We start from the raw sequence: 17,754 nt of genomic DNA on the forward strand, positions 1-17,754 counted from the left end.
TTAAATTTGCAGTAGATATTTTCTGAATAACATTCTACCGATTGAATAATTTAACTTTTGACAATAACTGGCACCATCAATTTAGTTTGGCTCTTGCTGATCATAAAATTGGGTGCTTTTTTTTTACAGAAGATGGGTTTCAGTTATTGAAAATTGACCATAAGCTCATTATCCATCTGGTTAGTTTAAAAAACAGCTTTATTCCAGAAGATTTTAATATACTACAGGAAAGGCATGATCAAAAAGGTATCAAACTCATTCATCTTTGGGAAGACCTCTGGTTATCAAAACCAGATCAGGTATTAGCAAGAATAAAATCTTTGCTCGGTAGAAATAGCCGCATTCATGGCAGAAAAACCAAAATAGCAAAAATTACCAAACCAGTTGCCGATTCTTTTTTAAATGAAAATCATTTGCAGGGAACTGTAACCAGCCGTTATAAAATTGGTTTGTTTGAAAAAGATCAACTGGTAGCTGTTGCTACTTTTTCGGCATTACGCAAAATGAACCATACCGAAAATTATAAATCCGCAGAGCTGATCAGGTTTGCAGTTAAAGCAGAATATTCCATCACCGGCGGATTAAGTAAACTAATTTCATACTTTGCCACAACGTATCAACCTAATGACTTAATGACTTATGCAGATCGGGATTGGTCTGCAGGAGCGGCCTATATTAAACTGGGCTTTAAGCAAACGGCCGTTTTAGCACCTCAGATTTATGTACTGGATGAAAACCTGAACCGTCAGCTTAAAAAAGATGACCAGGCTTTTGCAAATGAGGTATTTAATACAGGAAGTTTAAAATTTATTCTTCAATTTTAATGGATCAGCATAATCTTATCATCATTTTAGGAGCCACCGCTTCTGGGAAAACCAAACTGGCTGTAAGCGTAGCGGATGCTTTAAATGGAGAAATTATCAGTGCCGATAGCCGTCAGGTATTTAAAAGAATGGATATTGGTACCGGTAAAGATCTGCAAGAGTATCATATCAACGGCAATACCATTCCACATCATTTAATTGATATTTTAGCACCCGGTGAACGTTATCATGTAGATGCTTTTAAAAACGATTTTTACCAGGCATTTGAATCCGTAACGCAAAAAAACAGGATACCAATTCTTTGTGGTGGAACAGGCATGTATATCCACAGCCTTTTGCAGCGCCAAAACTATACCGCAGTTCCGGTCAATCAATCCTTAAGAGATCGATTAGATTTATTATCAAAAGAAGAGTTGATTTTAACGTTGCAAACTGATGAAAGCCAAAGTACCGATCATGTTGATCTATCATCAAAAAAAAGATTGATCCGGGCAATAGAGATAGCAGATTATTTGAAAGATCACACATTGGAAGCTGTAGACCGACCAGTTCTTAAACCGATTATTTTTGGATTGAAGAATGAAGTTGAAGTAACCAGAGCTAAAATTCTAAACAGACTGGACGAAAGATTCAGAGCAGGCTTAATAGAAGAGGTAATACAATTAATTAAAGAAGGTATTAGCAAAGATATATTAATCTTCTACGGACTGGAATACAAATTTATTGTGAATTACCTTGATGGATTATTGACCTTTGAAGAATTAAAAATAAAACTCGGTACCGCCATTTGTCAGTACGCAAAAAGACAAAATACCTTTTTTAGAAAAATGGAAAAGGACAATGTGGAGATTATTTGGCTTGATGCCGCTGCAACAACAAACCAATTAAAACAGAAGATTCTTGAAAAAGTTTCAGTTAATAAAAAATTAACATCATAAGCTCATTTTGGCTTATTTATCTCCTAAATTGTATCTAAAGTACCCTTTTGGCACAACCTTTGTGTTTATTGATTCATATTATTTTAACACAATAACAATATCTTAAACATGAAAACAATTACAAAAATTATTGCTACTTCAGCAGCTGTCGTGGCTCTATTTTTTTCAACTAATGCAAATGCACAAAGTTCACCAAGAAATTTAGGTATAGGTTTAAATGTTGGTGCAGGAACGACAACGGGTTTAGGTCTGGTTATTGGTGGTGACATCAGATATCAATTTAATGTTGATAAACAATTGTCTATCCCTGTAACCGCTGGTTATAACAATTTTTCAGTTAAAGATGCTGGTAGCTTCGGAATTATTCCTGTAAAAGCTGGCGCTAAATATTTCTTTAATGATTCAGGTTCTGGTGCTTATGGACTAGCAGAACTTGGCGCTGGTTTTGGAACTGAAAAAGGTTCTGGTACATCATTTGTTTATTCACCAGCAATTGGATATTCTTGGGCTAACGGTTTAGATTTAGCGGCAAAATATGAAGGTTACTCTAATAATGGTAGCATAGGTTTTGCAGGTATTCGTTTAGCTTACGGATTTAGTTTGTAAGATCACTTATTTCACATTTAAAGCCCTAGCATTAGCTGGGGCTTTTTTTATTTATCATTATTTCTGAAAAAAATGAAAATTAGTAAATCTGAATGGAATCATATTACGTATATCTACCAAAACCTTAGTATTAACTTAATTTTATCGAATATGAAAACGATTACTAAAATTTTCACTACAGCAGCTACTGCGGTTGCGTTGTTTGCCACCACTACATTAAAAGCGCAAACCATGACAGAAACTGATCCAAATCCAGCTCCGAAAGGAATGGCTTTTAAAATTGGGATTGGTGTTAATGGTGGACTCTTTCGCGATAAATCGCCAATGGATTATGCTTATGGTGCTGATTTAAAATTGCAATGGGATCTAACGCCATATGTTGCCCTTACTGCCTCAGGTGGTTACACTAAATTAATTGCAAAAAATAATGCTATTGATGTTGATTTTATTCCGGCTAAAGGTGGTGTTAAAGTATTCCCGATTAAAAGAATGTATCTGGCAACAGAAGCTGGCGCAGGCTTCGCTATTAAAGATGGAGCCAAAACGAACTTTATCTATTCCGGTGGTTTCGGTTATGAGTTCGGTGGTTTCGATGCCGGTGTTAGATATGAAGGTTATGTAAACGATAGTTCATCAGCAAGCTATTTTAGAAAAACAGGCCAATATGCATTAAGATTGGCTTACAATTTTAAATTATAATTCAAACATCATATAATCTTAAAGTCCCGATGAAAATTGGGACTTTTTTATTTATTTACCATTTTAATTGCTATTTTGAACCGAAAACCAAATACCATGAAAAAAATATTCGGGATAGCCATACTTACTACTTTAATGGCCTGCAACCAGGCAGAGAAAAAATCTACTGAAACTAAAGACTCCACCAAAACCGATGCTGCATCGGTTAAAAATGAGGTTTCGATAAAGGACGAAAAGAAATTAGCCATATTTACAAATTATGTAGATTTAAAAAATGCGCTGGTAAAATCTGATGCTGCAAGTGCGCAAAAAACTGCTGCCGTATTAAAAAACAGTTTAGCTGCTTACGAGGGTTGTGAACCAACTGCAGAAATAGCTCAAAAAATTGCATCAAGCAATAATCTGGTTGTACAACGTAAAGATTTCACCGTTTTAAGTGCCGATATCATCGCTTTACTAAAAAATGCGGAAATAGAAAAAGGCACCATCTATGTTCAACATTGCCCAATGGCGAATAAAGGAGATGGAGGAGACTGGTTATCAACAGAAAAGGAAATCAGGAACCCATATTATGGTAACGAGATGTTAGAATGCGGTAGAGTTGCCGAAGAAATTAAAGCAAAATAACTGCTATACATGAGTTAAATTAAGCATGATTGTTACTTCATTTTGACCAATTATTCATATTAATTTAACAGATTTGTTATGCATGTATATTAATTTTATATAATTTAGAAAGCTATAAACACAATACAATAATATGTCAGATATTGCAGAGATAAAAGTTGATGGTAAGACAGTAGAATTGCCAGTAATAACAGGAACAGAAGATGAAAAGGCCATTGATATTTCGAAATTAAGAGATTTAACAGGCTTCGTAACTTTAGATACTGGTTTTAAAAATACTGGTTCTACAAAAAGTAAAATCACTTTTTTAGATGGTGAAAAAGGCATTTTAAAATACAGGGGATATGCTATTGAAGAACTTGCTGAGAAGTCGAGTTTTTTAGAAGTGATTTATCTGATTATTTACGGTGATCTTCCAACGCAGCAACAACTGGAAGATTTACAGGCGGATATCAGTAAACATACGCTGATCCATGAGGATATGAAGAAATTTTTTGATGGTTATCCATCAAGATCTCATCCTATGGGGCAACTAGGTTCATTGATCTTCTCATTATCTACATTCTATCCAGAATGCTTAAAGCCTAATCAAACAGCAGAAGAGCAGAACTTAACCATTATTAAACTACTGGCTAAATTCCCAACCATTGTTTCTTTCGTTTATAAAAAATCATTAGGTCATCCACTTATTTATCCAAAAAATAAATATGACTACGTAACCAATTTCCTTTGGATGACATTTGGGCAACGTACTGAAGATTATGATGTGAACCCAATCGTTGTGAATGCGATGAATAAATTGCTTATTCTGCATGCAGACCACGAGCAAAACTGTTCCGCATCTACGGTTCGAATTGTAGGTTCTTCTGATTGTAATTTATATGCTTCAGTTGCTGCTGGTATTGCAGCACTTTGGGGCCCGCTGCATGGTGGTGCTAATCAAGCTGTGATTGATATGCTTGAATTGATTAAAGCTGACGGTGGTGATACAGAGAAATGGATTGCAAAAGCCAAAGATAAAAATGATCCATTCCGCATGATGGGCTTTGGACATAGGGTTTACAAGAACTTCGATCCAAGAGCTAAAATAATTAAAAAAGCTTGCGATGATATTTTAGAAAACTTAGGCATTGATGATCCGATTTTAGAAATCGCTAAAAGATTAGAAGAAGCAGCGTTAACTGATCAATACTTCATCGAGCGTAAGTTATATCCGAATGTAGATTTTTATTCTGGTATTATTTACCGCGCATTGGGCTTCCCATCAGAAATGTTTACGGTGCTATTTGCTTTGGGCCGTTTACCAGGATGGATAGCACAATGGAAAGAAATGCACGAAAACAAAGAACCGATTGGTCGTCCACGTCAGATTTACGTTGGCGAAACCGACCGAGAATTTGTTGAGATTAAAGACAGAAAGTAATTTCACAATCATAAAAAAAACCACTCGAAATTCGGGTGGTTTTTTTTATGGGATTAACGCTTAAAGAGTCGTCACCCTGAATTTATTTCAGGGTCTTATTATAATAAGTATTATACTGCTTAAAAGATGGTGAAACAAGGTCAGCATGATGCTCAAGTGCTATGTAGCTAAGTAATAAATTAATCATCACCTTTTCCATTAGCTAAACGCTATTATAAAAACACTAACCGTAATCTCGAGCGAAGTGCAACGAAGTCGAGAAATCTGTCTTGATAACACTTCTGATTAGATCTCTCCGTTTCACTGCGCTTCAGTCGAGATGACGTAACGTATTAAGTCGCTACGTAATAAATTAAATTGATCATCACCATTTCAGTTAGCTTAAACGCCACAGCATATAAAATCAAGATCCAGAATATTTTAAAAATGGTGCTCCACGTTTTGCGTTGATAAAAAATAGTTAGCGCCTTAAACATGTACCAGAATAAAAATATGGTAACACCCACCTCAATAATTTTGCTGACGAAAGAATCTTCACCAAAAACATGTTTCATGATCGGCTGCGTGATAATGGAAACTATAAAATAAACCATCATACCATGGATGGTAAAAATCAGGTGATCAAGATAATAAATATGATTTTTTCTGAAATTGAGCATAATAAACCAGGCCAGTAAAGGCATCAATAAAAAATATTGCTTAGGGCGGTTATGCTCAAGGGTTTCCTGGATAACTTCAGATTTTTCTCCAATCGTAATGGCTCTCTTTTTAATCAATCTATCGTACCAGCTATCCTGCTCAGAAACGGGGAGTTTTTTCTGTCTCGAAAGATAAGCTGCATAAGTACTATCATTCCTTTCAATATGAATATCATTATACTCATTAATAATATCGGTAAGGGAATCGGATTTAAGTTTGGCATTTTCGGCATTAAGCCTGTTTAATTCCTTCGCCTGGTCTGCAAAACCAAGTTTTATAAATTCTTTCTTTTTGATTGCCTCATTAATCGATTTTGTGGCTTTGTTTGCAATTTCTTTGGAGATACCGGTAAGTTTTAGTGCTTTGTTTACACTATCTGACACATTCGCACCCTTTTTTTCTTCGATATCGATATGACCGTGATCTGGATCCTTTTCTACATGTTTTGGTGAGTATACCACCAAAAAATATACGATGGAAACAAAAATATACATGCTCACCGGATTAATATACCTAGCTCTTTTACCAGCCAAGTAATCGAGTGTAACTTGACCAGGTTTGGTTAGGAGAGGGGCAAGCGTTTGAAAAAACTTATTGTCGAAATGAAAATAATGAGCAATGCTATGGCTAATAAAAGCCCAGAAACTTTCTTTTAATTCTAAATTTGGCTGACCGCAATCGCTACAATAATGTTTCTCAACATGAGCACCGCAGTTTAAACAATTGTGTTCTTTTCTATATTTACCAGCTGACATAAGAGATTAATCGCAAATTATAAATGGTTAATGGCTTCTACTTCTGCCCGGGTATGTTTATGTTTAAATATCACTACAAAAACGATGGCAATAACCAGTACATAAATGGTAAAGGTTAACCAGATGTTATGCCAGTCTTTTACATCCAAAGCCCTGCTCAGATCTCCGTTGGGCAATACATCAATTCCTTTATTTTTAAGAAATTTAAGCAGGTGTACATTGTCTGCGTCACTTTTAACATATTTAGAGAGCGAACCAATAGTGTGGTAATAAGTAGTAAAGAAACGGCTAATCATCCAGCCTGAAACCAGGCTACCAAACACGGCACCAAAACCATTAGTCATCATCATAAATAAACCCTGTGCAGAGGAACGGATTTTCGGCGCTGTTGATGTTTCTACAAATAGCGATCCCGAGATGTTAAAGAAATCGAATGCCATGCCATATACGATACATGATGTGATGATCATCCAGAGATTGGTTGATGGATCACCGTATGCAAATAAACCAAAACGAAGTACCCATGCAAACATGGCAATGGCAATAACCCATTTAATACCAAATCTTTTCAAAAAGAAAGGAATGGCCAGAATAAAAAGCGTTTCTGAAACTTGCGAAATTGATAAAATGATAGTAGAATATTTTATTACAAATGACTCTGCAAAAACAGGAAATAATTTAAATTCATCCAGAAAAACATCACCATAAGCATTAGTTAACTGTAATGCAGCACCTAAAAACATAGAGAAAATAAAAAACAAAGCCATTTTGTAATCGGCAAAAAGCTTAAAAGATTCAAGCCCAAGTTTTTGTGCAAATGTTTTCTTATCACTAATTAAGTTTAAGGGCTTACAAGCTGGTAAAGAAAAAGAATATACACCCAACAATAAGGCACTTATACCTGCAATATAGAACTGGTTGGCGCTGGCTTTATTACCGGTTAAATTGGTAATCCACATGGCAGCAATAAAACCAATGGTACCCCAAACCCTAATGGGTGGAAAGTCTTTGATCACATCGAAATTACCGTTTTTTAAGGTGGTGTAACTTATCGAATTGCTTAAGGCTATGGTTGGCATGTAAAAACACATGGCTACCAGTATTACCCAGAAAAAAGTATGCGGATCATTCACCTGGGGCAGGTAAAACATCGTAGCCGCGTAGAGAAGATGCAAAATGGCATAAAGTTTTTCTGCATTGATCCACTTATCGGCCAAAATACCAGTAATTGTTGGCATAAATAGCGATGCAATACCCATGGTAGAGAAAATGATTCCAAAGTCTGCTCCGTCCCATTGTTTGGTTCCGAACCAATAATTTGCTATTGTAATTAACCAGGCAGCCCACACAAAGAATTGCATGAAACTCATTATCGTTAAGCGAAACTTAACATTCATAATAATATTTTAGTTTGAATGATTGAAAGTAAAAGCTGAATATAGAACTATTTTGAATGATATTCCAAAATGAACCTAAATTATTTTAAATAAAATGGCTCATTTTAGAATTTAGCTTTTACAAATGTGATTTGAGAAAAAAATTAGGAGAGAATTTGAAAGGATAAACATTTTAGATACGCTGATATTAAGATTTACTGCGTTTATTCAATTCATCTCTTAACCTTGCGGCCTTTTCATAAGCTTCTTCGGCAATGGCATCCTGTAATTTTTGTTGAAGTTCTTCTAGTGTTAAATCACCAAATCCCGGTTGCTGGGTTGTTGAGCTTGGTAAGTTATCGGGTTCGGGTTCTTTTACAATAGAATCCATATTTTCGAGGAAAAGAAAGTCATTACCCTCTATCACGATTCCTGCAGAAGCCAAAATAAATTCGTAAGTGTAAATCAAGGCATTAAACCGAACAGCCAAAGCAATAGCATCAGATGTTCTGGCATCAACTTCATGCGTATTTTTACCATCGCTACAGATTAATTTTGCGTAAAAAACACCATCAACCAAATTGTATATGATAATCTCCTTGATATTGATATGAAAAGTATCAGCCATTGATTTGAATAAATCGTGCGTTAATGGCCTGCTAGGAGTCATTTTCTCAATTTCTATTGCTATAGCCTGCGCTTCAAATGCACCAATAATAATCGGTAAGCGCCGGCGTCCATTTACTTCTCCTAAAACTAAGGCATAAGCACCAGATTGGGTCTGGCTGTAAGATAACCCTACAATATCTAATTTAACTTTTTTCATATTTATAGTAAGACCTTATAGGTTTAATTCGGAGTATTTACGTTTTCAATGGCCTCATTGAGGGCTACGCCGTTTAAAAACCTATAAGGTCTATAACATATTATCCCTTATGTGCTTTTAATGCTTCAATTAATTTGGGTACTACTTCAAAAGCATCACCAACTATACCATAATCGGCCACTTTGAAGAAAGGCGCTTCCGGATCTTTATTGATTACTACAATTACTTTTGATGAACTCACACCAGCCAAATGTTGGATAGCGCCGGAGATACCAATAGCAATATAAAGATTAGGACTAATCGCAATACCGGTTTGACCAACGTGTTCTGAATGTGGTCTCCAGTCTGCATCCGATACCGGTTTAGAGCAGGCAGTAGCAGCACCCAATAAACCAGCTAATTCTTCAATCATTCCCCAGTTTTCCGGTCCTTTTAAACCTCTACCAGCTGAAACCACTAATTCTGCATCAGGTAATGATACCTTATCCGTTGCCCTAACAATCTCTTTAATAACCGTTCCTAAATCTGATTGTTTAACATCTGCTGAAAAGGTTTCTATCACTGCATCGGTAGCGTTTTCTTTAACACCAAATGCATTAGGATTTAAAGCAATTACTTTATTAGCTGATGTTAACTCGGTAATGGCAAATGCTTTACCAGAGAAAGCTGTTTTCTTAACTGAAAATTTTCCATCAGTACTCGGTAATTCTACCGCACCATCAGCTAAACCTGCTTTAAGTTTCACTGCAATACGTGGGGCTAAACCTTTACCAGAGAAAGAGTTAGACAACACAACGATATCTGCGCCTTCTTTTTCTGCCGCTGCAGCAATAACACTCGCATAAGCTTGATTTACAAATGTTTTTAATTGATCGGCACTTACATTTAATACTTTTGATGCACCGTATTTACCCAATTCCGTTAATTCGCTGTCGGCTACATCGCCAATAGAAATTGCGGTTAAACTAGTTGATTGTTGATCGGCAATTGCTTTGGCATAAGATACGGCTTCAAAAACAGATTTCTTAAATTTTCCCTCAGCTTGTTCTACATATACTAATACTGACATATATTTACCTTTATCCCTAAAAAGGAACTTTATTTTATAATGAAATTATTCTTTTATTATCTCTTTACGAACTGGCAACTGAAAATTGCAAACTGCCAATTAAATTACTTTAGCTTCGCTATGCAAAAGGTCAATTAATGATTCTGTTTGATCTGCAGGAATTAATTTTACCGTTCCGCGCGGAGCAGGGGTTTCATATTTGGTTACTTTGGTTACTGCTTCAGCATCAACCGCATCTACCACATTCAATGGTTTGGTTCTGGCGCTCATAATACCACGCATATTTGGAATTTTCGGTTCGGCAACACCTTCAGCACAGCTGGCTACAAACTTACCAGAAACGGTTAAAATTTCCTTACCACCCTCAATCTCTCTTTCTATAGTTGCATTATTGCCATCAATATCTAATTTTTTGATAATAGATACTGAAGGAATATCTAAGAATTCGCCAACCATAGCAGCAACCTGATTACCGTTATAATCAATTGATTCGCGACCGGTTAAAATAAGATTAAAATCTTTGTCCCTTGCATATTCTGCAATTTGTTTAGCCACGAAATAAGCATCTCTGGGAGCTGCATTTACCCTAACTGCATCATCTGCACCAATGGCCAGTGCTTTTCTGATGGTTGGATCGTTAGCCGCTTCGCCAACATTGATTACAGTTACGGTTCCTTTTCCACCTTCGGTTAACTCAATTGCACGTGACAAAGCGATTTCATCGTACGGATTAACAATATATTGAACTCCTGACGTATTGAATTCGGTATTATCATTAGTAAAAGTTATTTTTGTCGTTGTGTCTGGCACGTTACTGATACAAACTAATATTTTCATATGTTAATAGTGGTTTTATTGTTATGAACGATCTCAGGCTAAAATTGTTTACCTATTGATCAGTCCATATACGATATGATTATTATATAAGGTCTTTCTGCAAATTTAATTAAAAAAGCAAGGAAATAAAATGTCATCTACCCGTTTAAGTAAGTTATTGGAATTTTTAGAAAGCGATCCTAACGATCCATTTATACTATATGCCTTAGCCACAGAGTATAACACACAAAATGATAAAGAAAAAGCTTATTCTTTTTACCTTCAGTTAACCGATAAACATCCGGATTATGTAGGTACTTACTATCATTTAGGCAAGTTATTGGAAAAAGACGATCAAAAAGAGAAAGCAATCGAAATTTATCAAAAGGGGATGCAGGTAGCTCGAAATAAAAGAGATATGCATGCTTTTTCAGAATTACAGGGCGCTTATAACACAGCCGCCGGATTGGATTATGAGGATGACTAACCCATTTACCAGTTGTCAGTTTTCAGTTAACAGTTTTCAGCCTTGAATTAATGCAAACCAAACCCATAGCTGCCAAAAAGCAGTGGCTGTTTATCCGGAATGTTATTTTTTTTACATTCACCTCCTTTGGAGGCGCACAGGCGCACCTATCTTTATTGCTTAAATATTTTGTTCATAGCACCAAATTTATTTCAGAAGAAGAGCTTTTGGAGCTAAATGCATTGGCACAGGTACTACCTGGCCCAGCATCTACACAAACCTTGGTTGGAATAGCCTGGAAAGTTGGAAAGCTTAAACTGGCGATTATTACTTTTCTGATCTGGATATTGCCCACTGCAGCTATAATGACATTTGCAGCGATCAGTTATGCTTTACTCGATCAAAAGCAAAAGTTTACTTACATCTTAGAATATATTCAGCCGATTGCGCTGGGCATTGTAGCTTATGGCGCATGGAAACTTGGCAAAAAGGTTTTATCCTCACAGGTCTCCATATTTTTGGCCATTGCCTCGGTTATTGCCACATTGGTTTTAAGAAATGCCTATGTATTTCCATTATCCATATTAATAGGCGGAATGATCTCTTCGGCTATTGAAACACCTAAAGAAGAAACGGAATTAAGGGTTAAACTTTTTTCAAACATCAATCCCCGAAAACTGATCTATTTTCTTGGTGCTTTGCTTTTATTCGCATTGGTAGGTGCAATTATAAACAGAACTTCTCCCTTCAGTTTACCTATCCGTTTACTCGAAAACTTTTACCGTAACGGAATATTGGTTTTTGGAGGAGGGCAGGTGCTAGTTCCTTTAATGTTTACCGAGTTTGTAGAGATGAAACATTACCTGCCTTCATCAGGGTTTTTATCGGGTTTTGCACTGCAGCAAGCCTTACCTGGTCCAACATTTTCTTTTACCAGCTACTTAGGTGCATTAAGCATGAAGAATTTTGGTTATGGATTATGGGGCCAGATTTTAGGCGGATTAATTGGCGTGATCGGGATTAATTTACCTGGCCTTATCCTTGTTTTATTTATTGTACCCTTCTGGGATGATTTAAAAAAGATCTCCAGAATCCGCCATAGCCTTTCGGGGATCAATGCTGTTAGTGTTGGATTTATTATCGCTGCTTTTGTACTATTATTGATACCAATGGGCTTTAACTGGATATTTTTAGGGGTTATGATCGCTACATTTCTGTTGCTTAATTTCACCAAGATAAGTCCACCGGTTATTGTGTTGGCTGGTATATTGATTGGATATTTATTTTAAATGCCATAATAATCAACAGATTGCGATCTGACTAATAGAAAAGGAGCTGTTACTCGGAAAGCAATTACGGTACACCGTAGGTTAATGTAGTCCCGCTATCACTGCTGTTCCGATGAATAATCGGGAGCATTCGTTTTATCAGGTTTAGATTGATTTGGTTCCCTGCTACTTGGCTCAGTTTTTCGTGCCAGTGCCGATAGTTTAGCCTTTTATTGCAGCTGAAATACGTTTTGTTATGCTTTATGTAATTTATTGCATAAAAAGAACATGAATGACAGAGGAATTTAAATGAATAATACATTACTTGGGTCGTCATTCCCAACTTGATTGGGAATCTTAATGCCATAAGCCTAAAGATTAAGATTCCCGCCTGCGCGGGAATGACGATCAATCTATTGAAGTCTGTCGCCTAAAGAGTAATAATTATCTCACAAAAATCATATGTATGACAGAAGATTTCGGAGAATTTTAGATCGTGTGGAATTTCCTAAAACGGTGGATCGTCATCATTATAATCATCCATTTTTGAAGGACGAATAATGACATTGCTTTGTTTTTCAAAATCCTGCGACGGATACATTCCAGCGGAAGGATCTGCAGCGAATGAATTTGGTGGTGCATTAAAATCATCTTCCAGATCCACGAACTTCACGAATTTACCCACAAATTTAAGTGGTACAATTCCGGTTTCACCGTTACGGTGTTTAGCAATAATCACCTCACCAATACCCGCCTGTGATCTTCCTTGCTCATCTTCGGTAATACCATAATACTCCGGGCGGTATAAAAATAGTACCATATCCGCATCCTGCTCAATTGAGCCCGATTCACGTAAATCGGATAACATTGGCCGCTTTCCCTGTAAACCAGGTCTACTCTCTACTGCACGACTTAACTGCGAAAGTGCCAGTACAGGAACATCAAGTTCTTTAGCAACTGATTTGAGTGCCCTTGAAATACTACCGATTTCCTGCTCACGGTTACCGCCGCCTTTTCCTTCACCTTTACCATGCATTAACTGCAAGTAATCGACAATTACCAGTTGGATATCGTATTGTGACTTTAACCTTCGGCATTTTGCCCTGAATTCAAAAATATTTAGTGCAGGTGTATCATCAATTAATAGGGGAGCTTCCGTTAAACGGCCAATTTTACTGTGTAACTGCTGCCATTCCCATTCCTGTAGATTTCCTTTTCTGATTTTCTCCTGCTCAATTTCTGCTTCTCCGGAAATTAAACGATTCACCAGCTGAACCGACGACATCTCTAGCGAGAATACTACGGTTGGTTTTGCAAAATCGACGGTGGCGTTTCTCGCACAGGTTAATACGAACGCCGTTTTTCCCATCGCCGGACGTGCAGCGATAATGACTAAATCTTGCTTCTGCCAGCCACCAGTTATTCTATCTAATCCGGTAAAACCTGTTGGTACACCGGTTAAACCATCAGTTTTAGTACGAAGTTCTTCAAGCGTAGCTAACGATTGTTTAATAATATCGTCCATCTTTTGCGTATCTCTACGCAGGTTATTTTGGGCGATTTCAAAAAGTCCTTTTTCTGCCTGATCTAAGAGATCAAAAATATCAGTAGTATCTTCGTAGGCATTTGTAATGATTTCAGTTGAAATTCTGATCAACTCACGCTGAATGTATTTCTGAGAAATAATACGGGCATGAAACTCAATATTCGCTGCAGAAGCAACGCGATTGGTCAAGCTTGTAATGTAATACGCACCGCCAACTATTTCCAGAGAACCTAAAGTACGCAACTCGGCAGTTACTGTTAAAATATCTACCGGCTTCGATTTCTGAAACAGGATATGGATTGCCTCAAAAATTTTCTGGTGGGCAATATTATAGAAAACCTCTGGTTTTAAAACATCAATAACAGCAGAAAGTGCATCTTTTTCGAGCATTAATGCCCCAAGAACGGCTTCCTCAAGATCCAATGCCTGAGGGGGAATTTTCCCCTGTGAACTTATTGTATTACTTAACCTGCTTTTCCTAGCAGTCATACTGTTCTTTCCGCCTTGTTCGTTATCGATACTCATTCCACAAAAGTAATCAAATTTTGATGGGGTTGTTTGAATTAGTTACTAGCTGTTTGTTAACAAATTGAAGCATAATCAGATTAAATTTTATTGGATTTATGGTGTCATAAAAATTTTTAAACAATTAAATGTTAATAAGGAGTACATTGTTTAGGGCTAAAACATTTTATTTGAATACTTTTGCCTAACAATTTCGAAACATGGATAATTTTAGAAGACCGCAACGGGCAAAAGAGAATAATGAGTTTGTATTTGGCATCAGAGCCGTAATAGAAGCCATTAAAGCAGGAAGAGACATAGAAACCATTTATCAGCAACGCGGTCTGGGGGGCGAACTTTTCCTGGAACTCAAAGCCCTTCTAAAAGATACTTTAATACCATTGAACTCGGTTCCGGTAGAGAAACTGAACCGCATGTCGCAGAAAAACCATCAGGGTGTAATTGCAGTAATTTCTCCAATTACCTATCAAAATATTGAAGATATTGTTCCTGCAGTTTTCGAAAAAGGAGAAGTGCCATTAATTCTGGTTTTAGATAGCGTAACTGATGTTAGAAATATGGGCGCCATCGCACGTACTGCCGCTTGCGTAGGCGTTCATGCCATTGTTGTTCCATTAAAAAATGCGGCGCAGATAAATGCTGATGCAATTAAAACGTCTGCGGGTGCATTATTCAGTATTCCGATTTGCCGCCATGCCAACCTGCACAAAACCTGCTTGTTTCTGCAGGAAAGTGGCCTGCAGGTTGTAGCCTGTACCGAAAAAACCAATGATTTTATTTATGCCCCTGATTATACCATGCCAACAGCAATTGTAATGGGCTCAGAGGATGAAGGAATATCTAACGATCTTTTAAGGGTGGCCGATCATTTAGCTAAAATACCAATGGCAGGAAAAATCGAATCGTTAAATGTTTCGGTAGCTGCCGGGGTAATTTTATACGAAGCAGTTAGGCAGAGAACGGTTTAGAGCGGTAAGATGTAAAAGGTAAAATGGATGATGGAATCTGTTTCAACTCATCAAAATTCGTCATCCTGAACTTGTTTCAGGATCTATAAAGCGCATTACAGAAACGTAAAATGGTTGACGGGCAACTATGCTGCATCATCCATTTTACATCTCACTTCATCCACCTTTATATAAACTTGTTTCCAAATCTGGATTTAACTTCTGCAACAAACTCTTTCACCTTTTGCTCTTCGTTTCTTGGGCAGATCATGAGCATGTTATTGTTTTCAACCACAATGTAATCATGCAGCCCTTGTAAGATCACCAATTTATCTTTTGGAACATTTACCATGCAATTTGATGAATCGAACATCAGAACCTGTTCTGAAGGAATAACGGCATTGCCTACATAATCTTTCTCAGCCATTTCATAAATGGAGGCCCAGGTTCCTAAGTCAGACCAGCCGAAATCGGATGGAAGCACATAAACGTTATCTGCTTTCTCCATGATTCCGAAATCAATTGAAATATTGGTACATTGAAGATAAGCATTATTGATAAATTCTTTTTCACTTACTTTATTCAATTCAGATCTTCCCACATTAAATATCTCATACATATCTGGCAGGTGTTTTTCGAAAGCGCTTAAAATCGCTTTAGCCGACCAAATAAAGATACCCGCATTCCATAAGAAATCGCCGCTCTGCAAAAATGATTTTGCCAATTCTAAATTGGGCTTTTCAGTAAAGGTTTTAACTTTATGCAGATCAGTATCTGTATTAAGTACGTAATCAGTATGCTGGATATAACCATAACCGGTATCAGGACGGTTAGGCTTAATTCCCAATGTAATTAAACAATCGTTTTTTGATGCAGCTTCTAAAGATTGTTCGATAGAGGCGATAAAGCCATCAATATCGGCAATGGTATGATCTGAAGGTGTAACTACAATGGTGGCATTAGGATTTAACTCTGCTATTTTTAAACTTCCATAAGCAATACACGGTGCTGTATTTCGCATTAACGGCTCAGCTAAAATCTGGTTATCTGTTAATAGCGGTAATTGCGCTTTAATCAGATCAGAATAAATTTCGTTGGTAACGATAAATATATTTTCAGGAGGACAGATATTTAGGAATCTTTCGTAAGTACTTTGAATGAGCGTTTTTCCAACACCGAAAAAATCGATAAACTGTTTTGGATACTCCGTTCTGCTTACTGGCCAAAAGCGACTTCCAACGCCACCGGCCATAATTAGTGCATAATAGTCTTTATTCATTTTATAATTTAAAAATTACACAATCCCTTCATTTAAAAGATCGTGTAAATGGATGATGCCAAAGTAAGTATTTTGTTCCAGAACTAACAGCTGGGTTATATTGTTTTGCCTAATAATATCCAAGGCATCAACTGCTAAAGCGTCAAATTGTATGCTCTTTGGCGTTCTGCCCATGATGTCTTCTGCTTTTAAGTCTGCAATACTACTGTTATTTTCCAACATCCGCCTAATATCACCATCTGTAATAATGCCAAGCACCTTATCGTCGCTATCTACAACAACAACAGCCCCCAAACGGTTTTTGCTAATTTCTATCAGTACATCTTTAACCGAGGCGGATGGATGTATAGCCGGTTTTTCGTTGGACAGCGCTAAATCGCGTGCTTTTAAATAAAGTTTTTTACCTAATGATCCGCCTGGATGATATTTTGCAAAATCTGATTCATTAAATTCTCTACACTCTAACAAACAAATGGCTAAGGCATCGCCCAATGCCAATTGCGCGGTGGTACTGGTTGTTGGCGCCAAATTATGCGGACAGGCTTCTTTTTCGAAAGAAGTATTTAAAATCAGGTCGGCCTGTTCAGCTAAAAAAGAATTCAATTCTCCAACCATCCCGATCAGGAGATTGCCCGATGTTTTCAATAAGGGGGTAAGCACTTTAATTTCTGGCGTATTTCCACTCTTAGAAAGACATATCACGATATCATCCACCTGGATCATCCCAAGATCGCCGTGAATGGCATCTGCAGCATGCATAAAAATAGCAGGTGTACCAGTTGAGTTAAAAGTAGCCACTATCTTTTGCGCAATGATGGCACTTTTTCCTATGCCCGTTACAATTACCCGACCTCTGCCATTTAAAATGCTTGATACAACTTTTTCAAAATCGTCGTTAATATTCTTGGCAACATTTAATATCGCTGCTGCTTCAAGCGCTAAAGTGCCTATAGCTGATTGGATTATGGATTTTTTACTTTTCAAAGAGAAAATAATTGTTTGTTAATACTTGAAATTCTTGTAAAATTATGTTATTTTGGATACAAAAATAGCATCGCATATTTT

Annotated in this window: 17 protein-coding genes; 9 read left to right on the forward strand and 8 right to left on the reverse strand. The window is 36.9% G+C overall.

Annotation, left to right across the window (positions count from 1 at the left end; translation table 11 throughout):
- The first annotated feature begins 41 nt into the window (after window positions 1–41).
- The 6 genes from OQX63_RS00385 to OQX63_RS00410 all read left to right on the forward strand — a co-directional run bounded on the left by OQX63_RS00385 (window position 42) and on the right by OQX63_RS00410 (window position 5,117).
- Entirely contained in the window at window positions 42–824 is a 783-nt protein-coding gene (locus tag OQX63_RS00385) for a hypothetical protein (RefSeq protein ID WP_265848916.1), read from the forward strand.
- Window positions 824–1,762, forward strand: coding sequence for a tRNA (adenosine(37)-N6)-dimethylallyltransferase MiaA (miaA, locus tag OQX63_RS00390; protein ID WP_265848917.1), 939 nt, complete (start codon window positions 824–826; stop codon window positions 1,760–1,762). The genes OQX63_RS00385 and miaA overlap by 1 nt, the downstream gene beginning before the upstream one ends.
- A gap of 108 nt (window positions 1,763–1,870) precedes the next feature.
- On the forward strand, window positions 1,871–2,368 hold the full coding sequence (locus OQX63_RS00395; protein WP_265848918.1) for a hypothetical protein: 498 nt from the start codon (window positions 1,871–1,873) through the stop codon (window positions 2,366–2,368).
- A gap of 150 nt (window positions 2,369–2,518) precedes the next feature.
- Window positions 2,519–3,067: a hypothetical protein gene (locus tag OQX63_RS00400; protein ID WP_265848919.1), complete on the forward strand. Its 549-nt coding sequence runs from the start codon at window positions 2,519–2,521 to the stop codon at window positions 3,065–3,067.
- 96 nt (window positions 3,068–3,163) lie between these two features.
- Entirely contained in the window at window positions 3,164–3,694 is a 531-nt protein-coding gene (locus OQX63_RS00405) for a DUF3347 domain-containing protein (protein ID WP_265848920.1), read from the forward strand.
- 133 nt (window positions 3,695–3,827) lie between these two features.
- On the forward strand, window positions 3,828–5,117 hold the full coding sequence (locus tag OQX63_RS00410) for a citrate synthase (protein ID WP_265848921.1): 1,290 nt from the start codon (window positions 3,828–3,830) through the stop codon (window positions 5,115–5,117).
- 332 nt (window positions 5,118–5,449) lie between these two features.
- On the opposite strand, the gene OQX63_RS00415 is transcribed toward OQX63_RS00410, so the two are convergent.
- The 5 genes from OQX63_RS00415 to OQX63_RS00435 all read right to left on the reverse strand — a co-directional run bounded on the left by OQX63_RS00415 (window position 5,450) and on the right by OQX63_RS00435 (window position 10,679).
- Window positions 5,450–6,571, reverse strand: a complete 1,122-nt coding sequence (locus OQX63_RS00415) for a DUF3667 domain-containing protein (RefSeq protein ID WP_265848922.1) — start codon at window positions 6,569–6,571, stop codon at window positions 5,450–5,452.
- A 17-nt stretch (window positions 6,572–6,588) separates the two neighbouring features.
- A complete protein-coding gene (locus tag OQX63_RS00420; protein ID WP_265848923.1) occupies window positions 6,589–7,968 on the reverse strand; it encodes a nucleoside permease in 1,380 nt (459 codons plus the stop codon).
- A gap of 187 nt (window positions 7,969–8,155) precedes the next feature.
- Window positions 8,156–8,773 carry a bifunctional nuclease family protein gene (locus OQX63_RS00425; protein WP_265848924.1) on the reverse strand — a complete coding sequence of 206 codons (618 nt, stop codon included), beginning with the start codon at window positions 8,771–8,773 and terminating at the stop codon, window positions 8,156–8,158.
- 100 nt (window positions 8,774–8,873) lie between these two features.
- Window positions 8,874–9,842 carry an electron transfer flavoprotein subunit alpha/FixB family protein gene (locus OQX63_RS00430; RefSeq protein WP_265848925.1) on the reverse strand — a complete coding sequence of 323 codons (969 nt, stop codon included), beginning with the start codon at window positions 9,840–9,842 and terminating at the stop codon, window positions 8,874–8,876.
- 99 nt (window positions 9,843–9,941) lie between these two features.
- Window positions 9,942–10,679 carry an electron transfer flavoprotein subunit beta/FixA family protein gene (locus tag OQX63_RS00435; protein ID WP_265848926.1) on the reverse strand — a complete coding sequence of 246 codons (738 nt, stop codon included), beginning with the start codon at window positions 10,677–10,679 and terminating at the stop codon, window positions 9,942–9,944.
- Between the two features lie 130 nt (window positions 10,680–10,809).
- On the opposite strand from OQX63_RS00435, the gene OQX63_RS00440 reads away from it, so the two are divergent.
- Window positions 10,810–11,145, forward strand: a complete 336-nt coding sequence (locus OQX63_RS00440) for a tetratricopeptide repeat protein (protein WP_090496377.1) — start codon at window positions 10,810–10,812, stop codon at window positions 11,143–11,145.
- 50 nt (window positions 11,146–11,195) lie between these two features.
- Window positions 11,196–12,413, forward strand: a complete 1,218-nt coding sequence (gene chrA / locus OQX63_RS00445; protein WP_265848927.1) for a chromate efflux transporter — start codon at window positions 11,196–11,198, stop codon at window positions 12,411–12,413.
- Window positions 12,414–12,900: 487 nt separating this feature from the next.
- Here the strand turns inward: chrA and dnaB are convergent, their stop codons facing one another.
- Complete coding sequence (gene dnaB, locus OQX63_RS00450) at window positions 12,901–14,463, reverse strand: replicative DNA helicase (RefSeq protein WP_265848928.1); 1,563 nt, start codon at window positions 14,461–14,463, stop codon at window positions 12,901–12,903.
- Window positions 14,464–14,663: 200 nt separating this feature from the next.
- Between dnaB and rlmB the strand changes: the two genes are divergently transcribed.
- On the forward strand, window positions 14,664–15,431 hold the full coding sequence (gene rlmB / locus OQX63_RS00455) for a 23S rRNA (guanosine(2251)-2'-O)-methyltransferase RlmB (protein WP_147228791.1): 768 nt from the start codon (window positions 14,664–14,666) through the stop codon (window positions 15,429–15,431).
- Between the two features lie 166 nt (window positions 15,432–15,597).
- Here rlmB and OQX63_RS00460 read toward each other — a convergent pair whose 3' ends face one another.
- Both OQX63_RS00460 and OQX63_RS00465 read right to left on the reverse strand, forming a co-directional pair.
- Window positions 15,598–16,689, reverse strand: a complete 1,092-nt coding sequence (locus tag OQX63_RS00460) for a mannose-1-phosphate guanylyltransferase (RefSeq protein ID WP_265848929.1) — start codon at window positions 16,687–16,689, stop codon at window positions 15,598–15,600.
- A gap of 15 nt (window positions 16,690–16,704) precedes the next feature.
- Window positions 16,705–17,673 carry a KpsF/GutQ family sugar-phosphate isomerase gene (locus OQX63_RS00465; RefSeq protein WP_265848930.1) on the reverse strand — a complete coding sequence of 323 codons (969 nt, stop codon included), beginning with the start codon at window positions 17,671–17,673 and terminating at the stop codon, window positions 16,705–16,707.
- Window positions 17,674–17,754 lie beyond the last annotated feature (81 nt).

The sequence above is a fragment of the Pedobacter sp. PF22-3 genome (genome assembly GCF_026239555.1).
In the GTDB taxonomy this organism is placed as follows: domain Bacteria; phylum Bacteroidota; class Bacteroidia; order Sphingobacteriales; family Sphingobacteriaceae; genus Pedobacter.

What these genes read in the sequence shown, in the direction of transcription:
- miaA (WP_265848917.1), top strand. Translation starts at nt 824, where the DNA reads ATGGATCAGCATAATCTTATCATCATTTTAGGAGCCACCGCTTCTGGG.
- OQX63_RS00395 (WP_265848918.1), top strand. Translation starts at nt 1,871, where the DNA reads ATGAAAACAATTACAAAAATTATTGCTACTTCAGCAGCTGTCGTGGCT.
- OQX63_RS00400 (WP_265848919.1), top strand. Translation starts at nt 2,519, where the DNA reads ATGAAAACGATTACTAAAATTTTCACTACAGCAGCTACTGCGGTTGCG.
- OQX63_RS00405 (WP_265848920.1), top strand. Translation starts at nt 3,164, where the DNA reads ATGAAAAAAATATTCGGGATAGCCATACTTACTACTTTAATGGCCTGC.
- OQX63_RS00410 (WP_265848921.1), top strand. Translation starts at nt 3,828, where the DNA reads ATGTCAGATATTGCAGAGATAAAAGTTGATGGTAAGACAGTAGAATTG.
- OQX63_RS00415 (WP_265848922.1), bottom strand. Translation starts at nt 6,571, where the DNA reads ATGTCAGCTGGTAAATATAGAAAAGAACACAATTGTTTAAACTGCGGT.
- OQX63_RS00420 (WP_265848923.1), bottom strand. Translation starts at nt 7,968, where the DNA reads ATGAATGTTAAGTTTCGCTTAACGATAATGAGTTTCATGCAATTCTTT.
- OQX63_RS00425 (WP_265848924.1), bottom strand. Translation starts at nt 8,773, where the DNA reads ATGAAAAAAGTTAAATTAGATATTGTAGGGTTATCTTACAGCCAGACC.
- OQX63_RS00430 (WP_265848925.1), bottom strand. Translation starts at nt 9,842, where the DNA reads ATGTCAGTATTAGTATATGTAGAACAAGCTGAGGGAAAATTTAAGAAA.
- OQX63_RS00435 (WP_265848926.1), bottom strand. Translation starts at nt 10,679, where the DNA reads ATGAAAATATTAGTTTGTATCAGTAACGTGCCAGACACAACGACAAAA.
- OQX63_RS00440 (WP_090496377.1), top strand. Translation starts at nt 10,810, where the DNA reads ATGTCATCTACCCGTTTAAGTAAGTTATTGGAATTTTTAGAAAGCGAT.
- chrA (WP_265848927.1), top strand. Translation starts at nt 11,196, where the DNA reads ATGCAAACCAAACCCATAGCTGCCAAAAAGCAGTGGCTGTTTATCCGG.
- dnaB (WP_265848928.1), bottom strand. Translation starts at nt 14,463, where the DNA reads ATGAGTATCGATAACGAACAAGGCGGAAAGAACAGTATGACTGCTAGG.
- rlmB (WP_147228791.1), top strand. Translation starts at nt 14,664, where the DNA reads ATGGATAATTTTAGAAGACCGCAACGGGCAAAAGAGAATAATGAGTTT.
- OQX63_RS00460 (WP_265848929.1), bottom strand. Translation starts at nt 16,689, where the DNA reads ATGAATAAAGACTATTATGCACTAATTATGGCCGGTGGCGTTGGAAGT.